Raw genomic sequence first — 21,708 nt, forward strand, 5'->3', positions numbered from 1 at the left:
AGGTGGCGCAGTTCGATGATCTCCCCGTCGTGGCGGTGGGCGCGCCGCCACGCGTGCCGCACGTCCAGCCGGTCGCCCGACCGGGCCGGGCGGCGGCGGCGTGACGCGGTGGCGGGCAGCGCGGCGGGCCAGGCGGCTTCGAGGGCGCGCATGAGCGTGCGCTCGCGGGTCCTGCCGAAGTCCCGCGTGCCGTAGGTGCTCGTGGTGCTGGCCTCGGTCCCGTCGCCCGGCCGCGCCTCCTGGGCCGGCGGTTCGTCCTCGCCGGGACCGCCGGGGGACGGTGCGCCGTCGTCCCTCAGGGTCGGCGGGTCGTCGGTGGCGCCGTGCCGGAACCAGGCGTCGAAGACGCGGTCGAAGGCGGGCAGGTCGGCCACGTCCTGGAGCAGGGTGATCCGGGCGGACCAGTACATCGCGGCCATGCCGGACGGCGGGGATTCCGCGACCACCCGCAGCAGGTCGGCCCGCTTGGCCGGCGCGGTGCGGAGCCCGGCCTCGCGCAGCGCGACCAGGAACCCCCACAGGTGATCCGCGGCCAGCCCGGCCGGATCGGCCACCGAGCGGGCGTCAGGCATCGCTGAACACGTCCTCGGCGTGACCCAGGAGGAGCCGGGTGTCCTCCTCGTCCTTGATCAGCAGGCCGAGGGCCCGGCGCAGGGCCAGCGGCCACGGGTCGCCGCCCTCCGCCAGCGCCATGGCGCCACGGGCCCACTCCACCGACTCGGCGATGCCGGGCCGCTTGAGCAGCGGCAGCCCTCGTACGCGCTGGACCGCCCGGACGAGCCCTTCGGCCGCCCGCTCCTCCAGCCCGGGCACGGACGCGCGGAGGATCGCCCGCTCGCGTCCCGGTTCGGGGAAGGCGATCCAGTGGTAGAGGCAGCGTCGCTTGAGCGCGTCGTGCAGCTCGCGCGTACGGTTGGAGGTCAGCACCACGATCGGCGGCGTGCCGGCCCGCACGGTGCCCAGCTCCGGAATCGTGATCTGGTAGTCGCCGAGGAACTCCAGCAGGAACGCCTCGAACTCGCTGTCGGCCCGGTCGATCTCGTCGATCAGCAGCACCGCGCCCCGCTCGGCCTGCACGGCGCGCAGCAGCGGACGGCGCAGCAGGAACTCCTCGCGGTAGAGGTCGCCGACGTCCTGGCCGCGGCTCTCGGCCACCCGGACGTGGAGGAGCTGCTTGGGGTGGTCCCACTCGTAGAGGGCCTGGCCGGAGTCCAGCCCTTCGAAGCACTGCAGGCGGATCAGCTCCAGGCCGGTGATCCGCGACAGCACCGCGGCCACCTCGGTCTTCCCGACGCCCGGCTCGCCCTCCAGCAGCAGCGGCCGCCTCAGGCGCAGCGCCAGGTGGACGGCCGTGGCCAGCCCTTCGTCCGCGAAATACCCCTTACCCTCCAGCGCCGCGGCCAGCTCACCGGGGCCGGGGGTCACAGCTGCGCGTGCTCGGTGGTCAGCAGGTGAATGCGCGAGGAGGTGTGCGCGGACGCGTCGGCCGCCGCCGCCTTGCCATGCTCGGAGCCGAACGCGGCGGCGCGGGCGTCCTCGTCGTCGAAGTACAGCTCGTGCACCGAGTCGTACGCCGCGTCGTCGCCGTTGCTCACGTTGACCGTGTACTTGCGCAGGCCGGGCAGCTTCCTGGCGAACTCGACGTGCTCCTCCACCACCCACGTGGCGTACTCCTCGCGGGACAGGCCCTCGGCGCGCTTGAGCAGCGATATGACCTTCAACATGGTTCCTCCATCCTCAAGGCGTCCAGCCCTCGCAGGACGCGTTCCGGGGTGAACGGCATCGACGTCAGGCGCACACCGCAGGCGTCGAAGATCGCGTTGGCGATGGCCGGGATCGGGGCGTTGGCCGTCATCTCGCCGATCCCCTTGGCGCCGTACGGCCCGTTCGCGGCCGGGCGCTCCAGGAGCAGGCTGTGCTGGATCGGGAGGTCGGCGGGCCCCGGCATCAGGTAGCCGGCGAAGTCGCGCGGGCCGTGGTCGCGGACCGGGTAGTACGGCTCGGTGGTCTCGAACAGGGCGTGCGACACGCCCATCCACGCCCCGCCCTCCACCTGCTGCGTCGCCATGGCCGGGTTGAGCGCCCTGCCCACCTCGTACGTGTTGAACAGCTCCAGCACCTCGACCACCCCGGTCTCGTCGTCGACCTCGACGACGGCGACCGTGCACGCGTGCGCCTGGCAGGAGTCGGGGTCCATCTCCCCCGTCTCGGGCACGGGCGCGCTCGGCTCCTTGAGGTAGACGCCGCGGCCGGAGATCGTCCGCCCGTGCTTGAAGTGCGCGGCCAGCGCCAGGTCGGTGACGTGGATGCGCCTGTCCTGCGCGCCCTTGACCATGATGAAGCCGGTGCCGTCGGTCTCCAGGTCGGCCGCGTCGACCTCCAGCTCCTCGGCGGCCACCTCCAGCATCACGCCGCGCGCCTCGGCCGCGGCCATGATGACGGCGTTGCCGACGCGGTGGCTGCCGCGGCTGGCGAAGGTGCCCATGCAGTGCGGGCCGGTGTCGGTGTCGGCGGTGTCGACGAGCACGTTCCCGATCGGCAGGCCGAGCGTCTCCGCGGCGCACTGGGCGGCGATCGTCTTGATGCCCTGGCCCAGGTCCACCGAGGAGAGCGAGACCACGAACGTGCCGGTGGTCGTGGCGTGGATCAGCGCCTGCGAGGGGTCGCCGCCCAGGTTCATGCCGGTGGGGTAGTTCACCGACGCGTGCCCCCGGCCGCGCAGCTTCGCCATCGCTACAGCCCCTCTCGGGTCGTGGAGGACATCCTGCGGTACGCCTCGGGCAGCTCGTGCCCGGCCAGCTCCGCCGCCTTCTGGATCACCTCGACCAGGGCCGTGCCCTCGGCGATCTTGCGGTGGGCCTTGAGGTCGCCGTCGCGGTAGGCGTTGATCAGCCGGAGCTGGAGCGGGTCCATGTCGAGGGCGCGGGCGATCCGGTCCATCTGCGACTCCAGCGCGAAGTCGGCGATGGTCACGCCGAAACCGCGCATGGCGCTGGACGGCGTGCGGTTGGTGAACACGCAGTGGCAGTCGGCCCACACGTTGGGAATCGTGTAGGGGCCGGGCAGGTGCGCGGCGGCCTTGGTGGTGCCGTACGGGCTGTGGCGGGCGTACGCGCCGGCGTCGACGTACAGGGTGACCTTGCGGCCGATGATCCGGCCGTCGTCCATCACGGCGTCCTTGATGACGATGCGCTCGGCCGCGCGCGGGGAGGAGACCTGCATCTCCTCTGCCCGGTCGTAGACGAACTTGACCGGGCGATCGACCGCCATCGCGGCGACGCACGCGATCGGCTCGACCACCACGTCCACCTTGCCGCCGAACCCGCCGCCGACCGTTCCGCCCACGATGCGCAGCTTGTTGAACGGCACGCCCAGGATCAGCGCGGTGTTGTCCAGGGTGAAGAAGCACGCCTGGGTGTCGGAGTGGATGCGCAGCCGCCCGTCGGCCTGCGGGACGACGACGCAGCCGGTGGTCTCGACGGGAGCCTGCTCGATCGGCGACGACTGGTAGCGCCACTCGAAGACGTGGTCGGCCTGGCCGAACGCCTTCTCCACGTCGCCGAACCGGATCCGCCGGCAGTGGTGGCCCTCGTAGACGAAGTAATTCTGCCCCTGGTACTCGTTGACCAGCGGCGCGCCCTCCTTCAGCGCCTCCTCGACGTCGAAGACGGGCGGCAGGTCCTCGTAGCCGACCTCGATCGCGGCCGCGCCCTCCAGCGCGGCCGCCTCGGTCTCGGCGACCACGGCGCAGATGGGCTCGCCGAGGTAGCGCACCTTGTCCACGGCGAGGACGGGCTCGTCGTCCGGCTCGACGCCGATCAGCTTGAGCACGGTGTAGACGTTGTTCGGGACGTCGGCGTGGGTGAGGACGCGCAGCACGCCGGGCACGGCGAGCGCCCCGCTCACGTCCACGTCGGTGATCCTCGCGTGGTGCCGGGCCGAGCGGTGCATCTTGAGGTGCGCGAGCCGCGGCGCGGCCACGTCCTCGAAGAACTCGGTGCGTCCCGTGACGTGCCCGCGCGCGTCGGAGCGCCGCACCACCGAGCCGATGACGGTGTGGTGGTCGCCGTCCCGCTCGGCCACGAAGGCGCCGGTGTCGATGGGGGCGAGCCGGTACGTCATCGCGGCACCGCCTGCTCCCGGCGCCGCCTGGCCGCCTCCATGATGGCGATCACGATGGGCCGGTAGCCGGTGCACCGGCAGACGTTCCCCGAGATCGCCTCGATGACGTCGTCCTCGCTCGGGTCGGGGTTCCGGTCGAGCAGCGCCTCGGCGACCATGATCATGCCGGAGGTGCAGAAGCCGCACTGGGTGGCGAAGCAGTCGATGAAGGCGCTCTGCACCTCGTCCAGTTCGCCTCCGGACGTGACGCCCTCCAGCGTGCGGACGGACCCGTCCGCGACGGTCTCCACCGCGACCAGGCAGGCGGCCTCGGGCCGGCCGTCGACGAGGACCGTGCAGGTGCCGCAGGCGCCCTGCGCGCAGCCTCGTTTGGCCGCGATGAGCCCCAGCGATTCGCGCAGGCAGGCGAGCAGCGTGGCCCCCGGCGCGGCGATGAACTCCCGCCGCTCACCGTTGACGACGAGCGAGACGATCTGTGACGGCACGATCCCACCTCTTCTGGTGCGGGCGCTTCACGGGAGGAAGGCACGGCGCAGGTGCACGGGCAGGACTCGCGCCCGGTACCACGCGCTGGCGTAGGCGTCGTCGAAGGGGTCGATGTCGGCGCGGGCCGCCTCGCCCGCCTCGGTGAGGTTCTCCGGTGTCAGCGGCCGGCCGCTCAGCAGGCGTTCGGCGGACACCGCGCGCACGGGACGCGGGGCGAGGCCGCCCAGCGCGATCCTGCGGTCACCGGCCGAGGTGACGGAGGCGACGGTGACGATGGCCGCCGAGTTCAGGCGGCGGCGCATGGCCTTGTGGTAGTGCCAGGCGCCCGGCTCCGGCAGCGTGACCCGTACGGCGACGACGACCTCGCCCGCGGCGATCCCGGCGGCCAGGACGTCGGCCACCGGTGCGTCTCTCCGGCCGGCCGGCCCGGCGATCTCGCAGGTGGCGTCGAGGGCGAGCAGGCAGACGGCCAGGTCGCCGTACGGTTGCGCGACGAACAGGTTGCCGCCCACGGTGGCCTGGTTCCTGATGGTCGGTGAGGCGATCGTGCGCAGCGCCGGCCGCAGGAAGGCGAGGGCGGGATGCTCGCCCACGGCGGTGAGCGTGGCCGCCGCCCCGATCGTGGCCACCCCGTCGCGCACCTCGACGCCGCCGAGCCCCGCGCGGCGCAGGCTGACCAGCTCGGTCACCGCCGTGGACCCGCTGGTGAGCTGGGGCATGACGACCGTGCCTCCGCCCATGATCCGACCGCCCCGCGCCGAGCAGGCGACCACGCCATCGAGGGACTCCGGTACGTGCACCGCCTGGATCGCCATGCGCGGCCTCCTTGCGCCGAGGTCCCTCTGATTATCGATAATTGATTATCGACAAGGATGCGTCAAGAGATCGTCTTCATCGATAATCGGTAGGATCGTTCCGTGACCGAAGAGCCCTCCAAGCTGCCGCGTCTCACGCTGGCGCGGCAGATCCGCGACTCGCTGGTCGGCAGGATCGTCTCCGGCCAGGTCAGGCCCGGTGAGCGGCTGGTGGAGACGCGGCTCGCGGCCACCTATGGCACCAGCCAGGCGCCCGTACGCGAGGCGCTGCGCGAGCTGGAGGCCATGCGGCTCGTGGAGACCCAGCCGCGCCGGGGCACCTTCGTGCGGCCCTTCGTCCAGGAGACGCTGCGCGAGAGCTATGTCGTCCGCGCCGCGCTGGAGGAGACGGCCACCCGGCTGGCTCTGCTGGCCGGGACCGTGCCGGTGGAGTCACTGCGGGCCGACGTGGAGGCGATGCGGGACGCCGCCGAACGCGGCGACAGCGAGGCGGCGACGCGGGCGAGCGTGTCCTTCCACCGGCACATCGTCGAGGCGGCGCACAACGAGCTGCTCAAGCTCACCTGGGAGGGCCTGCAGATCGAGGCTCGCACGTCGGTCACGATGGTCGCGACCGAGGTCGATCCGCACGACGTCGTACGCGACCACGCCGAGCTGCTGGCCGCGATCGAGGGCGGCGACCTGGAGACGGCGTGCCGGCAGGCCCGCGACCACCAGTGGCACTACGCCGACCTCCCCCACGACGCCCACGGGCGCATGCGCGACTCCGCGACGGGCTGACCGGGCAACGCACCGCCCGGCTCGGCGGCGCGTTTCCGGCTCAGCGCCGGGCCGACCGGGTCACGCACCCCCTCCCGCGGCGCGTTTCCGGCTCAACGCCGGGCCGACCGGGTCACGCGCCGCCTGGCTCGGCGGTGCGCTCCCACATCGACCTCATCTCGGCGAAACCCTGCTCCATGATCTCCACCATGGCCTGCCTGGCCCGCTCGCCGTCGCGCCGCTGGATCGCGTGGGCCACGTCGGTGTGCAACTGCAGCGCCTGCTCGTCCGGGTAGTGGGGCATCAGGTGATAGTGGTGACGGCCGGCCAGCACCTCGGCGACGATCAGCTGCAGCTCCTCGAACATCTCGTTGCCGGAGGCCGCCAGCACCCGCCGGTGGAAGTCGATGTCCAGGACGAGGAAGCGCGCCTCGTCACCGGCCTTGCCGGCGGCCCACAGCTTGGCCGCGACCCCGACTAACTCGCTGGCGTCGTCGTCGTCGATCCGCTCGGCGGCCAGCCAGGCGGCATGCGGCTCGATCGCGGTGCGCAGCTCGGTGATCGAGCGCATCTGCGCCATCCGGGCGTCCGAGGCGAGCCGCCAGCGGATCACGCGCGGATCGAAGACCTTCCACGCCTTGGCGGGCTGGATCATGACGCCGACCCGGCGCCGGGACTCGATGAGCCCCATGGAGGCGAGCACCCGCAGCACCTCGCGGATCACCGAGCGGGAGACCTGGCAGCGGTCGACCAGGTCGTCGATGCTCAGGACGGAACCGGCGGCCATCTCGCCGCTGCAGATGGCGGTGCCCAGGTGGTCGAGGACGCGTGCGTGCAGCCCAGCCTCGCCAGGGGCGCGCTGGGTGGTTGCGCCCCCTGGGGCTGAAGACTGATCCACGGGATAAAGCATATCAGTTAGAAGTCGAGACTTGAATAAATCAGCCTATTTGTCCTAGCATCCCGGCATTAAGCGGATGCTATGAGAGCGTGGCGCTGTTCGAGAGGGCGGCGGCCATGACAGAAAGGCGAGATGACGTGCGACGACGTCGATCGATACTCGGTACATCTCTGGCCGTGGTCGTGGCCATGGGCCTGTCCGCCTGCGGCGGTGGCGGCGACGACGCCGGCGCGTCCAAGACGATCCGGGTCACCCTGGCCAACCACGTGTGGACCGAGAACATCAAGAAGGCGCTGCCCGCGTTCGAGAAGCAGACCGGGCTCAAGGTCGAGGTCACCCAGCTCGGCGAGGACCAGCTCTCCGACCAGTACAACGTCAAGCTGAACGCCGGCTCGGCCGACATCGACGTGATGATGTACCGCCCGCTGCAGGAGGGCAAGCTCTTCGCCAAGAACAAGTACCTCGCCGACCTGTCCGCCCAGGTGAAGTCCGAAAGCTGGGACTTCGGCGACTTCCAGGCCGGCCCGGTGGAGGCCACCACGTACGAGGGCAAGCCCGTCGGGATCCCGATCATCACCGAGCAGGAGGTCCTCTACTACCGCAAGGACCTGCTCGACAAGGCCGGCCTGAGCGGCCCGCCGAAGACCCTCGACGAGCTGAAGGCCGCAGCCGCCAAGATCAAGGCGGCCGAGCCGGACGTCGCCGGGTTCGTCTCCCGCACCGGCAAGTCCACGGCGGTCACCCAGTTCTCCAGCTTCCTCTACAGCTTCGGCGGCGACTTCGTCGACGGCGGCGGCAAGGCCGCGGTCAACAGCGAGGCGGCCAAGCAGGCGTACGCCTACTACGGCGGGCTGATCAAGGACTCCGGCCCGGCGAACGTCAGCACCGACATGGGCTGGCCCGAGGCGATGGCCATCTTCACCCAGGGCAAGGCCGCCTTCTACACCGAGGCGAACTCGCTCTACAAGAACGCCACCGACCCGGCCAAGTCCAAGATCTCGGACAAGGTGGGCTTCGCTCCGTTCCCGGCAGGCCCCGCCGGTTCCAAGCCGTACAACATCCCGTCGTGGGCGCTGGGCATCAACGACAGCTCCGAGAACACGGACAACGCCTGGAAGTTCATCGAGTGGGCCACCAGCAAGGAGCAGACGCTCGCCCAGCAGAAGTCCGGCGTGCCGGGCGCCCGCACCTCCGTCTGGGCCGATCCCGAAGGCACCTCGACCTTCCCGAAGGACCTGGCGGAGGCCATCGCGGCCAGCACCAAGGACGGGGTGGGCCATGATCGGCCGCTGGTCGTCCAGGTCGCCGAGGCCCGCGAGATCGTCGGCCAGCCGATCGTGGACGCGATCACCGGCAAGGACGCCGCCGCGTCCGCCGACACGGCCAACGCCGCGTTCCAGAAGTTCCTGGACGACGAGGCCAAGTAAGCGGCACACGCGGGTGGCGGGAGCGAGCGCCCGCCACCCGCGTACCTTGCCCATCCCTGGAGACCTCATGGCAACGATCACGACCAAGGCGGCGCGCGGCACTCCCACCGCCCCCGGCACGCCCGGCTGGGTGCGCTGGGTCGACGACCACCGCAAATGGCTCTTCGCCGCGCCCGCGATGACCTTCGTCGCCGCGCTGCTCGTCTTCCCCCTGGCCTGGACCGGCTACCTCAGCCTGACCGACGCCGAGGGGTCCGTCCGCGCGGAGAGCGAGTTCGTGGGCCTGCAGAACTACCTCGACGTGCTCTCCGACACCGCACGGTTCTGGCCCGCCGTCGGCAGGACCGCCGCGTTCACCGGCGTCGCGCTGCTGTTCGAGGTGGTCCTCGGAATGGCGATCGCCCTGCTGCTCTGGCGGCCGTTCAAGGCCCAGAAGTGGGTACGCGTCGCCATCCTGCTGCCGCTCGTCGCCACCCCCGTCGCGGTCGGCATGATGTGGCGGCTCATCTTCGACCCGAACATCGGCCTGGCCAACCAGCTGCTCGGCTGGTTCGGCATCGGGCCGCAGCCGTGGCTCGCCGGCCAGCACACGGCCCTGCCCACCACGATCTTCATCGACGTGTGGCAGTGGACGCCGATGGTGGCGCTGATCCTGCTGGCCGGGCTGACATCGCTGTCGGACGAGCCGCAGGAGGCGGCCCGCATCGACGGCGCCAGCACCTGGCAGCGTTTCCGGCACGTCACCCTGCCGCTGCTGGCGCCCACGCTGACCGTGGCGATCCTGCTGCGCGGCATCGACGCGCTGAAGACCTTCGACATCCTCTACGCCACCAAGGGGCGGGGCGGCGGCTCGTTCCACGAGGTGGAGACCCTCAACGTGTACGCCTACGGCCTCAGCTTCGACTACAACGAGTACGGCGTCTCCTCCACCGTCCTCATCCTCTTCTTCCTGATCATCATCGGGGCCATGTGGGCCCTGACCGCCCGGCGCAAGGAGGCCCAGCGATGAAGCCACGGCCCGCGTACCGGGTGTTCCGGGTGGTGGCGCTCACCGTCGTGGTGCTCACGCTGATCGCACCCCTGATCTGGATGATCGCCGCGTCGTTCAAGACCAACGTCGACATCTACGATCCGGGCAAGGCGCTGGTCTTCTCCCCCACCCTGGCCAACTACGCCAAGGTGCTCCAGCAGGCGAACTACGTCGAGTTCATCCTCAACAGCCTCTGGGTGGCGTTCGCCGCCACCGTGGCGTCGCTGATCCTCGGCCTGCCGGCGGCGTACTCGATGAGCCGGTTCAACATGAGGAAGTCCGCGCTGGTGGTGCTGATGGCCCGGGTCATCCCCGGCGTCTCGCTCCTGGTGCCCTGGTTCTACGTCTTCTCCAACCTGAAGATGGTCGGGGGCTTCGGGGTGCTGATCATCAGCCACATGTTCGTCTCGCTGCCGCTGGTGGTCTACATCATGATGGGCTATTTCGACAGCCTGCCGGCGGAGCTGGAGGAGGCGGCACTGGTCGACGGGCTGACCCACATCGGCGCCTTCCGGCGCATCACGCTGCCGCTGTCCATGCCGGGGATCGCCACCGCCGGGATCCTGTCCTTCATCTTCTCCTGGAACAACTTCATGTTCGCGCTCGTGCTCTCCGACGCCGGCACCAAGACCCTGCCCGTGGCGATCTTCGACTTCGTCGGTTACGCCAGCATCGACTGGGGCGGCCTGATGGCCGCGACCACCGTGGTGACCCTGCCGATCATGGTGATCGCCTTGTTCGTGCAGAAGTACGTGGTCTCCGGCCTCACGGCCGGCGCGACGAAGGGCTGACCGGCATGACCACCATCGCACGCATCGAGACCTTCCTGGTCGCCCCCCGCTGGCTCTTCGTCCGGGTGGAGACCGGCTCCGGGATCGTCGGCTGGGGCGAGGCCACCTGCGAAGGGCGGTCCGAGACCGTCCGCGCCGCCGTGCACCAGCTGGCCGAGCTGCTGGTCGGCCGGGACGCGCTGCGCATCGAGGACCACTGGCAGGTGATGACCAAGGGCTCGTTCTACCGGGGCGGCCCGATCCTGGCCAGTGCCGTGGCGGGCCTCGACCAGGCGCTCTGGGACATCGCGGGCAAGCACTTCGGCGCCCCCGTGCACCAGCTGCTGGGCGGCCCGGTCAGGGACCGCATCCGCGTGTACGGCTGGGTCGGCGGCGACGAGCCCGGCGAGGTGCGCGACCACATCGCCGCCCAGGTGGAGGCCGGGCTCACCGCGGTGAAGATGAACGCCTCCGGCAGGATGAGCCCGGTCGCGTCGGTCGCCGAGCTGGACGGCGTGATCGGCCGGGTGGCCGCCGCCCGCGAGGTGCTCGGCAACCACCGCGACGTCGCCGTCGACCTGCACGGGCGGTTCACCCTGGCCAACGCCCGCCGGCTGGCGCCGCTGCTGGAGCCGTACCGGCCGATGTTCATCGAGGAGCCGGTCGTCCCGGAGAACTCCCACCTCATCGGCGCGTTCGTCGGCTCGACCACCGTCCCGGTGTCGACCGGCGAACGGCTCTACAGCCGGCAGGAGTTCCTGCCCGTCTTCCAGGCCGGCATCGCGGTCGCCCAGCCGGACCTCTCGCACGCCGGAGGCATCACCGAGGTACGCAAGATCGCCGCGCTCGCCGACGTGTACGACGTGCAACTCGCGCCGCACTGCCCGCTCGGCCCGATCGCCCTCGCGGCCTGCCTGCAGGTCGGCTTCGCCACGCCGAACTACCTGATCCAGGAACAGAGCCTCGGCATCCACTACAACCGCGGCGCCGACGTGCTCGACTACTGCGCCGACAAGACCCCGTTGACCTTCGTGGACGGGCACGTCGAGCGGCTCACCGCGCCCGGACTGGGCATCGAGATCGACGATGCGCAGGTCCGCGCCGCCGACAAGAAGGGGCACGCCTGGCGCAGCCCCGTCTGGCGGCACCGGGACGGCTCCTACGCGGAATGGTGACATGCCCCCGGCATGACCAGCGGGGCCGCCGCGCGTCCACGGCCCGCGGCCCGGCCCGTCCCCCGCTCGCACCACCCGTGAGAAAGGCACCACGTGAAGATCACCGCTGCGGACGTCATCGTCACCAGCCCCGACCGCAACTTCGTCACCCTCAGGATCACGACGGATGACGGGATCACGGGGCTGGGCGACGGCACCCTCAACGGTCGGGAACTGTCGGTCGCGTCGTACCTGGCCGACCACGTCGTCCCCCTGCTGATCGGGCGCGACCCGCACCGCATCGAGGACACCTGGCAGTTCCTCTACCGCTCGGCGTACTGGCGGCGCGGGCCCGTCACCATGGCCGCCATCGCGGCCGTCGACGTGGCGCTCTGGGACATCAAGGCCAAGGCCGCCGGGATGCCCCTCTACCAGCTGCTCGGCGGCGCCTCCAGGACCGGGATCATGGCGTACGGGCACGCCTCGGGCCGGGACCTGCCCGAGCTGTTCGACTCGATCCGCCGGCACCTGGAGCTGGGGTACCGCTCGATCCGGGTGCAGACCTCCGTCCCTGGCATCAACGCCGTGTACGGCGTGGCCGCCCAGCCGAGCGTCGACGGCAAGCGCTACGACTACGAGCCGGCCCAGCGCACCGCGCTCCCCGCGGAGGAGGACTGGGACACCCGGGCCTACCTGCGCCACCTGCCCGGCGTGTTCGAGGCGGTGCGGGGCGAGTTCGGGCCCGAGTTGCCGCTGCTGCACGACGGGCACCACCGGATGACCCCCATCCAGGCGGCCAAGCTCGGCAAGGCGCTCGAACCGTACGACCTGTTCTGGCTGGAGGACTGCACGCCCGCGGAGAACCAGGAGGCGCTGCGCCTGGTCCGCCGGCACACCACCACCCCGCTGGCCATCGGCGAGATCTTCAACACCGTGTGGGACTACCAGACGCTGATCCGCGAGCAGCTCATCGACTACGTGCGGTCCGCCGTCACCCACACCGGCGGGATCACGGCCATGCGGAAACTGCTCGACTACGCCGCCCAGTACCAGATCAAGTCCGGGATCCACGGCCCGACCGACATCTCGCCGGTCGGCATGGCCGCCGCCCTGCACCTGGACCTCGCGATCCACAACTTCGGCATCCAGGAGTACATGCAGCACGGCGCCGCCACCAACGAGGTGTTCCGGCAGTCGTTCACCTTCGCCGACGGCTACCTGCACCCCGGCGAGCTGCCGGGGCTCGGCGTGGACCTCGACGAGGAGGCCGCGGCGCGCTTCCCGTACCAGGCGGCGTACCTGCCGTTCAACCGGCTCAAGGACGGCACCGTCCACGACTGGTGAGCACCGGCCCGCCCGGCCCGTCGTGGTGCCGGGCGGGCCCCGCCCCCGCGGGCCGCTCAGGGAGATGCGGGCGACCCTGGAAAGCGTCTCCGTAGCGCCCCGCCCGGGGGCTACCAGAACTTCACTTCGGGGTACTTCCGCGACGGCTTGTCCAGGAGAGGCCGACGCTCGCCCTTGAGGTGCGCGTCGAGGAAGGCGGTGACGTACGAACGAGTGATCTTGAGGGCGCGCTTGCCGTCGATCGGCGTCTTGGGCAGCCCGAGCTGCGGCAGCAGCACCGCATAGTCCATGAAGCTCATGTGTTCGGCGCCGGTCACGGTCAGCCAGCGTTTCCCGTCACCCTTCACGTGCGGCCAGAACAGGTCCCACGAGCCGTCCTTGCCGCCCGATTCCGGCTGGTGCCGGGGATTGCCGATCATCATGAAGGGCTTGACCAGCGGCTTGGCCGGCGTCTTGGGGTTGTAGGTGCCGTCGAGATTGACCGCGGCCTTGATCCGCCCCGACACCGGCAGCAGGTGCGCCGCGCTCTGGCCGCCGACCGAGTGACCCACCATGGCGATCCTCCTCTCGTCGATCAGCCGTTTCCAGCGCTTGTCCGCTTCCAGCCGCTTGAGGACGAACTCGGTGTCCGCGGCCCGCACCCGGGCCACCTTCTCGCCCGTCTCAGGGGTCTGGCCGGCCTTCCCCGCCTCGAAGGTGACGGTCCTGCCGTCGGGGAAGGTGGTGGCCAGCGACTCGTACGTGTGCTCGATCCCCGCCACCAGGTAGCCGCGGCTGGCGAACTCCTCGGCCAGCGAGGTCATGCTCGCGCGGGGCAGCGTCATGCCGGGCGACAGGACCACCAGAGGCCATCCGCCTTTCCGCTGCTGCGCGGGAACGCCGGCGCGGGCGTGCGTCACGGTCTTGGCGAGCGTGTCCGCCGGTACGTCCGCGAGCCGCGGCTCGCTCCTAATGATCAGCTCTGATTCCTGCGGCGTGAGGTACGGCGCGCGCTTGCCGGCGGCCTTGCGCGCCGGGTACCAGATCGAGACCATCAGCTCGCGCGCGTTCCGGTCGGTCACCCAGGGGTCGGGGCGGCTGGAGTCGATCAGGTGCAGGTCGGTCCTGCCGACCGGGTGGTCACCGGTCGGCGCCGGCAGGGCGGTGACGGGCGCGGCGGCCTCGGCCGGGATCGCGCCCAGGGTGGTCAGTGATGCGGAAAGCGCGAGAACGCTCGCGGTCACGGTCTTCTTCATGCGCTCAACCGTGCCGCGTGACGGCGGTCGACCGTCCCCGGCGAAAGTCACACGGCCCCAGCGACTTTCGTAGGGGATGGCCGGTCAGCCGTCGTCCTGCTCACCCCCGTCGTGATGGCCGACAGGTTCTCGCCGTCTTCTGGGAACCGGATGCGGCGCGCCGGAGCTCTCGCGTTCGTCCCGCGAACGGACAGGCATCGCCTGCCGTCAGGGGTGCTGGGGCGGTCGCGGGACGAGCAGCCCCCGGTTGAACGCCTCGGTGACGGCGGCGGCGCGGTCGTTGACCCCGAGCTTGGCGTAGATGTTGAGCATGTGCGACTTGATGGTCGCCTCGGTGAGGAACAACCGGGCCGCCGCCTCCCGGTTCGTGGCCCCGGACGCCACCAGCTGGAGCACTTCGACCTCGCGCGGGCTGAGCGGCCCGGGCACGGGCGCGCGCACGCGGTTCATCAGCAGGGCCGCCACCGACGGGGCGAGCACCGCCTCGCCGCGGGCCGCCGCCCGGACCCCCCGCGACAACTCGTCGCGGGGAGCGTCCTTGAGGAGGTATCCGGTGGCGCCCGCCTCGATCGCCGGAAGCACGTGGCTGTCGGTGTCGTACGTGGTCAGCACCAGCACGCGGGCCTCGCTCCCCCGCTCGGCGAGCTGCCTGATCGCGCTCACGCCGTCCATGCCGGGCATCCGCAGGTCCATGAGGATCACGTCCGGACGCAGGGCCTGGGCCAGCCGGACCGCCTCGGCTCCGTCGGCGGCCTCGCCGAGCACCTCGAACTCCGGGTCGCGGGCGAACATGCTGCTCAGCCCGTCTCTGACCACCGGGTGATCGTCCACGATCAGCAGCCGGATCGGGCCGGCGGGGCCGCTCACGCGCATGCCTCCGCCCGCTCGGAGGGGACGCGGGCCGAGATGCCCGTGCCGGCGCCCGGCTCCGACTCGACCTGCAGGGTGCCGGACACGCTCTCGATCCGTTGCCGCATCGCGATCAGGCCGAACCCGCCGCGATCGGCCCGCAGGCTTTCGGCGGCGGCGTCGAGCCTGGCCGGGTCGAAGCCGCCGCCGTCGTCGCGGACGTCCAGAGCCGCCTCGTGCTCCAGATACGACAACGTCACCCCCACCCTGGTCGCCCGCGCGTGCTTGGCCACGTTGGCCAGGGCCTCCTGCGCGATCCTGAGCAGCGCCGCCTCGGCCTCGGGCCGGATCGGCCGCGCCGTGCCGGTCGTCGTGACCTGGACGGTGATGTCGTGCAGTGCCGACCAGCGCTCGACGACGCCCGCCAGCGCCTCGCTCAGCCGCGCCGAGCGCAGCGGCTCCGGACGCAGCGCGTGCACCGACCGCCGCGCCTCCGACAGGCTCTCCCTGGCCAGCTCGGTCGCGGCCGCGACGTGCCGGCGCCATCCCGGCGGATCGTCGCCGGCGTGCTCGGCCGCGCGCAACTGGCTGATGATGCCGGTGAAACCCTGCGCCAGCGTGTCGTGGATCTCCCGCGCCATCCGCTGCCGCTCGTCCTGCACGCCGGCGTCGCGCGCCCGCGCCAGCAGCTGCTCGTGCAGGGCCGCGTTCTCCGCCAGCGACGCCGCCAGCTTGCGGTTCGCCTCGCGCGCCTCGTGGAGCGCACGGTCCCGCTCCTCGTTCCGCCGGTCGTCGCGCCGGGCGAACCAGGCGAAGGCGCACATGGGGATGACGTTCGCGGCGACGATGGCTCCGTAGGTGACCAGGCCGGCGGCCGTGCTCTTGTCGACGCCGTACGCCTGCGCCGTGCCCGCCACCGTCCCCACCGCGGCGACGCCGACCGGCTGCCACGGCCAGGGCAGGACCCGGAAGGCGTGAACGTAGACGGCGGGGGTGAAGAAGCCGAACCACGGCGACCTGACGACCAGAGCCGCCCAGAGCAGGACCAGCACGGCGATGAAGACCGCCATCACCGGCGCACGCTCGCGCCAGGCGGGACGGAGCGTGTGAACCCCCAGCATCCACGCCGCCAGCAGCGCGCAGAGGACCAGGTCGACGAGCAGGAGCGCGCCTGCCGCTCGCCGGTCGGCCACGGTGACCGCGGCCACGAACGCCAGCAACGCGTACGGCCCGACGGCCGCCGGCACCGGCCGCCATGCCCTCCACCGCGTCTGCCACCGCGTCTGCCACCGCGTCTGCCACCGCGTCTGCGACGGTGCCGGCCGCCATGTCCGCCAACGTGCCGGCCACCGTGTCGCTGGATCGCTCATCCGTGCCCTCCTCCCCCGCGCCCGCTCCCAGCGGCCAATCTAACCGCCACGCCGGCACGTCCGGCGCCGGTCAGCCGGCCCGGGGAGGCTCGATGGCGAGGGCGTGCATGAAGACGTTGCGCGGGTCCCACCGGGCCTTCGCCCGCTGCAGGCGCGGGTAGTTGTCCTTGTAGTAGAGCGTGTGCGCGGACACACCCGACGTGTTCCACTTCGGGTCGGCCAGGTCGGCGTCGGCGTAGTTGATGTAGGAGCCGTCGTCGACCTCGCCGGGCACCGGCACGCCGCCGGTGCCGGCGTACACGTCGCGGTAGAAGCCGCGTACCCAGGCGAGGTTGGCCGCGTCGTCCTTCTCCTCGCCCCAGATCGTCTGGTAGACCGCCTTCATGATCACGTCCCGCTGGGCGACCGCCGTGGCCCCTGGCGCCACCGCGCCGACCTGGCCGCCGTAGCCGATGAGCAGCATGCCGGACTCCGGCCCGCCGGTGGAGTTCGTCAGGTTGCGGTAGACGGCCGCGAGCTGGGTCTCGGTGAAGGAGCGTCGCAGGTAGCCGGCCTTGATCTTGTACCGGCGAGTGAGCACGTCGCCGGCCTCGCCGGTGCCCGGCCAGGTCATCGCGTGCAACCACGGCACCGTCCGCCGGATGTCGAGCACCGGGGTCAGGTCGACTCCGGCGGTCACCGCCGACACGAAGTCGGTCACCATCGTGTCGGCTCTGGGGAAGTCCGCGTCGATCTGGGCGACCAGCATGACGGTTCCGCCTGCGCGGTGCGACGGCTGGAGGATCCCGTACAACCCGGTGTACGGGGAGCCGGGCGCGCTGTTGCGCTCATGCCAGGTCCCGAAGTTGCGGAGCAGCCCGGTGAGCGCCCGTTCGGTCATGTGCTCCCACGACCAGAAGGTCGCGTGCTGCGACATCCGCTGCGGCGACGCCGGCAGCAGCCTGGCCGGGTCGGTGCCGGTGGCTCCGGACGAGCGCAGCCAGTAGCGGGTGACCACGCCGAAGTTGCCGCCGCCACCACCGGTGTGCGCCCACCACAGGTCGCGGTTCGGGTCGTCCGGCTCGCGGGTGGCCACCACCGCGCGGGCGCTGCCGTCACGGCCGACCACCACGACCTCCACGCCGTACAGGTGATCCACCACCGAGCCGTACCGCCGGGACAGGGCGCCGTACCCGCCGCCTGCGAAGTGCCCACCGGCGCCCACTCCCGGGCAACTGCCCGCGGGGATCGTCACGCCCCAGCCCTTGAACAGCGTCCGGTACACCTGCCCGAGCGTCGCTCCGGGTTGTACGGCGAACGCCCGCCGCCCGGCGTCATAGGCGACCTCGTCCATCGGGGAGAGGTCCAGCAGCACGCGTACCGCCGGGTCGGCGGTGAGGTTCTCGAAGCAGTGTCCGCCACTGCGTACCGCGACCCGCCTGCCGGACCGCACCGCGTCCGACACGGCGCGCACCACCTGGTCGGTCGACCCGACCACGCGGATCTCGTCCGGCCGGCCCGCGAACCTGAAGTTGTTGCCCCGCAACAGGGCGTCGTAACGGGCGTCACCAGGACGTACCGTCACCGCCTCGAACGCCGCCGCGTCCGATTCCGCCGACGCGGCATCGGCACCCCACGTGCCGGCCGCCCCGGCGACCGCCCCCGTGACCGCTCCGGCACCCGCACCGGCGAGCAGCCCACGACGGCTCAAAGCCATGCGGCCGGGCGGGCTCGGGCTCCCACCGCTCACTTCCGACATGTGTCTCGCTCCTTCCGACTGGAGGTCGTCAGCCTCCCAATCCGGCAGCGAGGCGCACATCAACCCATGCCATGAACCGGCGGCTGAACCCTCCACCCCGCCGAACGGCTGACCCGCCCCACCGAACGGCTGACCGGCGGAGGACGGCTCCGGCCACCCGGGGGTTGGCGCGGCCGGAGGCCGGTGCGGCCGGTGCGGCGGTGCGGCCGGTGCGGCCGGAACTCGGCTAGCCGGAGAGCACCGCATAATCGAGTGGCGTCTGCGCGAGCGCTTCCCGGGCGAAATCGGCGTAAGGGACGACCGCGTCGTAGGCCCGCGAGGTGGAAGAAGGGATCCGGCCGTGACCCGCCGCCACCGGCGGGGAGGGCTCGGGAGAAGGGGAACCGTTGTGGGACATGTGCTGGTGACCGGGGCCACCGGGGGGATCGGCAGGGCGGTGGTCGGCGCGCTGGCGGAGGCGGGGCATCGGGTGACCGCCGTGGGGCGCGGCGTCGGGCGGCTGGCTGTCCCAGGGGTCGAGGCGGACCTGGCCGAACCCGGCACGCTGGCCGCCGCCTTGGCCGCGCTGGAGGATGCGGGAGAGCTGGATGACGTGCAGGCGCTGGTGCACTGCGCGGGGATCTCCCCCGTCGAGGCCGTCGCGGATGCCGGCCCGGACACCTGGCGGCGCACGCTGGCGGTGAACGTGGCCTCGGCCGCCGAGCTGGTACGCCGGACGTTGCCCGCCTTGCGCCGGTCCCAGGGCCATGTGGTCTTCGTCAACGCCTCGCCCGGGATGACCGGCGTTCCCCGGTGGTCGGCGTTCGTCGGCAGCAAGGCGGCGCTGCGGGAGCTGGCGGATTCGCTGCGCGAGGAGGAGGCCGCCCATGGGGTACGCGTCACCACGGTCTATCCCGCGGCGACGGCGACCGACCTGCTGGGGGAGGTCAGGCGGGCCTTCGGGCGCGCGTACGACCCGGCGTCGTGCATCCGGCCGCAGACGCTGGCGGCGATGATCGTCTGGGTGCTGAGCGCGCCGGCGGACGCCTACCCCAGCGAGCTGTCCGTACTGCCGTCGCCGCGTTGAGCTGCGCCGGTCCCTTCGGGTTCACGGGCCGTGGACGGCGCGATGCGACAGCGAAGCATCCGACCGAAACGGTTCTCGGCCGGATGCTTCTGAGGTCGGCGGTCAGCTCACCGGCGACGCCGACGGCGGCGGCGCGCACTAGCGCCGGAGCCGTCCGGATATAGATCCGGATTAGGCACTGGTGGACGGGCGATGCCGATGTAGTGCAGAAGAGACATGGTGTCCTCCGTGGTGCTCGTGCCGTTCACGGGACGGTGGTGTGCCCGCTCCCAGCGACAACACCCCACGTGTCCCGGGTCTGCCCGTTCGGGCAGCTTCTGACCTGGTTTTTACCCCCGACCTGGGCACGGACGCCGCCACGCCTCCCACCCTTGATCGGCTGGGGCTCCGCGCATACTCTGCCCGTGCGGATCATCCTTGCCCGGCCCCCCACGGACGGAGTCGCGATACTCATGCTGCTCAGGACGAAGGCTGCGTTCGTGACCTCGCTGGCCGCAATCGCGATGACGGTCACGCCGCCCGTGGCGCACTCCCAGGCGAGGGCGGGCCGCGTGGCCTCCTGCCCGCTCGTCTTCGGGCACGGCGGCTACCCTTCAGGGCCGAACCCCTGGGAACGCGACCAGATCCGCCAGCCCAACAACGTCCGCGCCGTGAACGACCAGAAAGCCAGGGGCGCCGACGGGGTGGAAGGCGACGTCCAGCTCACCCGGCACGGCACCAAGGCCGTCATGTGGCACAACACCACCACCAACGGGCTGACGGGCACCAGGAAGAACATCACCGACATCTGGTGGACGGCAGGAAGCGACAACCTGCGCGACCGCCGCATCGCACGCGGCCCGTACGCGGGAGAGCAGGTCTACACGCTGCGGCAATGGCTCGACCACGTGCGCTCAACCGGCCTGATCGCTCTGCTGGAGGTCAAGACCGAGGCCAGAGCCGTCCTGTCCGACCCCGTCTACGCGGCGGCCGCCTGGAAGGAGATCTCCGACCCGATCAAGGAACGCCAGGCCTCTCAACGCATCCTGGTCTACTCCCTTGACTCCTGGATCCAGGCCGAGCTCGCCAAGCGCCACCCCGGCCTCCTCAAGGGCTCCGAGGCCCGCTGGACCGACGGCGTGAGCTGGGAGGAGCCGACACCCGCCTGGAGCGGCAACGTGAGCCGCTGGCAGGAGGTGCTGGCCCAGGCGCCGGAGAGTGTGATGACGAACTTCACGAGGGAATATCGCACCTGGCTCACCGGCGCCTGCGGGTAGACCGGCCGCCCTCGGGTCCGGTGGTCGCGCCCGCATCTCTCAGTCGTAGAGTCGAACTCCATCCCGGCCGGCGGGGCGGGGCAGTCGCCCCACACGATCGATCCGGCCCTGTCGGGCGGCCCGTCGGCCGCGGCGGCCGGTGTGTACGCGAGCGGGAGCGCCGCCGTCGCGGACGCCCGTACCTGTCGTTTGATCATGAGATGACGGTATGTGGGCGGCAGGGCTACGGATCGATGGTGCTCGCAGGTGGATTCGATGGTGGTACAGGCACCACCTCGGGCCCTGTCGCCGGCGGCGCCCGGCCTGTCGTGTCCCGCCCGTCACATGGTGTTCGTGCGGAAGGAGGAACGGTAGGACTGGGGGGTGACGCCGACGACGCGCCTGAACCTCTCCCTGAAGGCGGTGGCCGATCCGAACCCGGCCTGCGCGGCGATGCGCTCCACGCCGTGGTCGGTGGTCTCCAGCAGGAACTGGGCCCGGCGCACCCGGGCTCGCAGCAGCCACTGCAGCGGGGTTGTGCCGGTCTGCTCGCGGAAGCGGCGGCTGAAGGTGCGCTCGCTGAGCCCGCTGCGCGCCGCCAGCCGCGCGAGGGTGATCTCCTGGGCGAGGTTGTCCTCGATCCACGACAGCACGGGCTCCAGCAGCGAGCCCCTGGGCACCGGCGGCTGGGCGTGCACGATGAACTGCGCCTGCCCGCCCTCTCGTTCCAGGGGCACGACCGCCAGCCGGGCCGAGTCGGCGGCGACCGCGGAGCCGAGGTCGCGGCGGATGATGTGCAGGCACAGGTCCATGCCGGCCGCGGCGCCCGCCGAGGTCAGGATCTGGCCGTTGTCGACGTACAGCACGTCCGGCCGCACATCGACCCGCGGGAACGACTCGGCCAGCCGCCGCGCCGCGACCCAGTGGGTCGTCGCGCTCAGCCCGTCGAGCAGCCCCGCCGCGGCGAGGACGAACGCCCCCGCGCAGATGGATGCGACCCGGGTGCCGGCCGCGACCGCCGCGCGCAGGGCGTCGAGCACCTCCGGGCCCGGCGGGGAGGCGTGTTCGGAGCAGCCCGGCACGACGATGGTGTCCGCCTCCGCCAGCGCTTCGAGGCCGTGCGGGGCGACGAGCGTGAACGCGCCGCTGTCCACCTGCGGCGTCGGCGCGCAGACCAGGACGCGGTACGGGCGGCGCCCGTCGGCCAGCCGGGCACGCCCGAACACCTCGATCGGGGTAGCCAGATCGGCCGCCACCACCTGGTCCAGGGCCAGGACCGCCACCGTGTGCATGGGGACACGGTAGACGAGAACTCGCCACCGGCGCCTGCGCTGGTCGATGCGCCGGCGGCGGGTGGCGCACCCGATGGAGGCGCGTGGCGGGAATCCGTTGGAAGTTGTCGATCCAGCC

At 71.6% G+C, this 21,708-nt stretch carries 20 protein-coding genes and 1 pseudogene; 8 read left to right on the plus strand and 13 right to left on the minus strand.

Translation table 11 applies throughout. The features are described 5' to 3' along the window. The 7 genes and pseudogenes from E1292_RS20160 to E1292_RS20190 form a co-directional block, all read right to left on the minus strand. Nucleotides 1-572 (minus strand): annotated as a pseudogene (locus tag E1292_RS20160) (hypothetical protein); the annotation flags it as partial. Next, nucleotides 565-1,425 (minus strand): AAA family ATPase, encoded by an 861-nt coding sequence (locus tag E1292_RS20165; protein ID WP_132596783.1) that lies wholly within the window; start codon nt 1,423-1,425, stop codon nt 565-567. The gene E1292_RS20165 and the pseudogene E1292_RS20160, both read right to left, overlap by 8 nt. Beyond that, nucleotides 1,422-1,724, minus strand: a complete 303-nt coding sequence (locus tag E1292_RS20170; protein WP_132596784.1) for an EthD family reductase — start codon at nt 1,722-1,724, stop codon at nt 1,422-1,424. Before E1292_RS20170 ends, E1292_RS20165 begins: the two co-directional genes overlap by 4 nt. Continuing rightward, a complete protein-coding gene (locus E1292_RS54970; RefSeq protein ID WP_132596785.1) occupies nt 1,718-2,731 on the minus strand; it encodes a xanthine dehydrogenase family protein molybdopterin-binding subunit in 1,014 nt (337 codons plus the stop codon). Before E1292_RS54970 ends, E1292_RS20170 begins: the two co-directional genes overlap by 7 nt. A gap of 2 nt (nt 2,732-2,733) precedes the next feature. Beyond that, nucleotides 2,734-4,122, minus strand: coding sequence for a xanthine dehydrogenase family protein molybdopterin-binding subunit (locus tag E1292_RS54975; RefSeq protein WP_132596786.1), 1,389 nt, complete (start codon nt 4,120-4,122; stop codon nt 2,734-2,736). Beyond that, the gene (locus tag E1292_RS20185) at nt 4,119-4,607 is read right to left on the minus strand and encodes a (2Fe-2S)-binding protein (RefSeq protein ID WP_132596787.1); all 489 of its coding nucleotides are present in this window, start codon (nt 4,605-4,607) and stop codon (nt 4,119-4,121) included. The genes E1292_RS54975 and E1292_RS20185 overlap by 4 nt, the downstream gene beginning before the upstream one ends. Nucleotides 4,608-4,634: 27 nt before the next feature. Next, entirely contained in the window at nt 4,635-5,423 is a 789-nt protein-coding gene (locus E1292_RS20190; protein WP_132596788.1) for an FAD binding domain-containing protein, read from the minus strand. Nucleotides 5,424-5,525: 102 nt separating this feature from the next. Here E1292_RS20190 and E1292_RS20195 point away from each other — a divergent pair, with 102 nt between their 5' ends. Further along, nucleotides 5,526-6,203 carry a GntR family transcriptional regulator gene (locus tag E1292_RS20195; RefSeq protein ID WP_132596789.1) on the plus strand — a complete coding sequence of 226 codons (678 nt, stop codon included), beginning with the start codon at nt 5,526-5,528 and terminating at the stop codon, nt 6,201-6,203. 112 nt (nt 6,204-6,315) lie between these two features. Here the strand turns inward: E1292_RS20195 and E1292_RS20200 are convergent, their stop codons facing one another. Next, a complete protein-coding gene (locus E1292_RS20200) occupies nt 6,316-7,080 on the minus strand; it encodes a FadR/GntR family transcriptional regulator (RefSeq protein WP_220446953.1) in 765 nt (254 codons plus the stop codon). 137 nt (nt 7,081-7,217) lie between these two features. Between E1292_RS20200 and E1292_RS20205 the strand changes: the two genes are divergently transcribed. The 5 genes from E1292_RS20205 to manD all read left to right on the plus strand — a co-directional run bounded on the left by E1292_RS20205 (nt 7,218) and on the right by manD (nt 12,805). Next, the gene (locus tag E1292_RS20205; protein WP_220446954.1) at nt 7,218-8,507 is read left to right on the plus strand and encodes an ABC transporter substrate-binding protein; all 1,290 of its coding nucleotides are present in this window, start codon (nt 7,218-7,220) and stop codon (nt 8,505-8,507) included. A gap of 67 nt (nt 8,508-8,574) precedes the next feature. Beyond that, the gene (locus E1292_RS20210) at nt 8,575-9,516 is read left to right on the plus strand and encodes a carbohydrate ABC transporter permease (protein WP_220446955.1); all 942 of its coding nucleotides are present in this window, start codon (nt 8,575-8,577) and stop codon (nt 9,514-9,516) included. Next, entirely contained in the window at nt 9,513-10,328 is an 816-nt protein-coding gene (locus E1292_RS20215) for a carbohydrate ABC transporter permease (RefSeq protein WP_132596792.1), read from the plus strand. Before E1292_RS20210 ends, E1292_RS20215 begins: the two co-directional genes overlap by 4 nt. Before the next feature lie 5 nt (nt 10,329-10,333). Further along, the gene (dgoD, locus tag E1292_RS20220) at nt 10,334-11,482 is read left to right on the plus strand and encodes a galactonate dehydratase (RefSeq protein WP_132596793.1); all 1,149 of its coding nucleotides are present in this window, start codon (nt 10,334-10,336) and stop codon (nt 11,480-11,482) included. Nucleotides 11,483-11,575: 93 nt separating this feature from the next. Then, nucleotides 11,576-12,805, plus strand: a complete 1,230-nt coding sequence (gene manD, locus E1292_RS20225) for a D-mannonate dehydratase ManD (RefSeq protein ID WP_132596794.1) — start codon at nt 11,576-11,578, stop codon at nt 12,803-12,805. 110 nt (nt 12,806-12,915) lie between these two features. On the opposite strand, the gene E1292_RS20230 is transcribed toward manD, so the two are convergent. The 4 genes from E1292_RS20230 to E1292_RS20245 form a co-directional block, all read right to left on the minus strand. After that, the gene (locus tag E1292_RS20230; protein ID WP_132596795.1) at nt 12,916-14,040 is read right to left on the minus strand and encodes an alpha/beta hydrolase family protein; all 1,125 of its coding nucleotides are present in this window, start codon (nt 14,038-14,040) and stop codon (nt 12,916-12,918) included. A gap of 207 nt (nt 14,041-14,247) precedes the next feature. Then, complete coding sequence (locus tag E1292_RS20235; RefSeq protein WP_132596796.1) at nt 14,248-14,913, minus strand: response regulator; 666 nt, start codon at nt 14,911-14,913, stop codon at nt 14,248-14,250. Next, nucleotides 14,904-16,136, minus strand: coding sequence for a sensor histidine kinase (locus tag E1292_RS20240; RefSeq protein ID WP_246090218.1), 1,233 nt, complete (start codon nt 16,134-16,136; stop codon nt 14,904-14,906). The genes E1292_RS20235 and E1292_RS20240 overlap by 10 nt, the downstream gene beginning before the upstream one ends. A gap of 193 nt (nt 16,137-16,329) precedes the next feature. Further along, nucleotides 16,330-17,997: an FAD-binding oxidoreductase gene (locus E1292_RS20245; protein ID WP_132596798.1), complete on the minus strand. Its 1,668-nt coding sequence runs from the start codon at nt 17,995-17,997 to the stop codon at nt 16,330-16,332. Nucleotides 17,998-18,385: 388 nt separating this feature from the next. Here E1292_RS20245 and E1292_RS20250 point away from each other — a divergent pair, with 388 nt between their 5' ends. After that, nucleotides 18,386-19,063 carry an SDR family NAD(P)-dependent oxidoreductase gene (locus tag E1292_RS20250; protein ID WP_132596799.1) on the plus strand — a complete coding sequence of 226 codons (678 nt, stop codon included), beginning with the start codon at nt 18,386-18,388 and terminating at the stop codon, nt 19,061-19,063. Nucleotides 19,064-19,467: 404 nt separating this feature from the next. Next, nucleotides 19,468-20,319, plus strand: a complete 852-nt coding sequence (locus tag E1292_RS20255; RefSeq protein WP_246090219.1) for a glycerophosphodiester phosphodiesterase family protein — start codon at nt 19,468-19,470, stop codon at nt 20,317-20,319. Between the two features lie 320 nt (nt 20,320-20,639). Here the strand turns inward: E1292_RS20255 and E1292_RS20260 are convergent, their stop codons facing one another. Then, on the minus strand, nt 20,640-21,590 hold the full coding sequence (locus E1292_RS20260; RefSeq protein WP_132596800.1) for a GlxA family transcriptional regulator: 951 nt from the start codon (nt 21,588-21,590) through the stop codon (nt 20,640-20,642). Nucleotides 21,591-21,708 lie beyond the last annotated feature (118 nt).

It is taken from the genome of Nonomuraea deserti (assembly GCF_004348685.1).
Taxonomy (GTDB): Bacteria; Actinomycetota; Actinomycetes; order Streptosporangiales; family Streptosporangiaceae; genus Nonomuraea; species Nonomuraea deserti.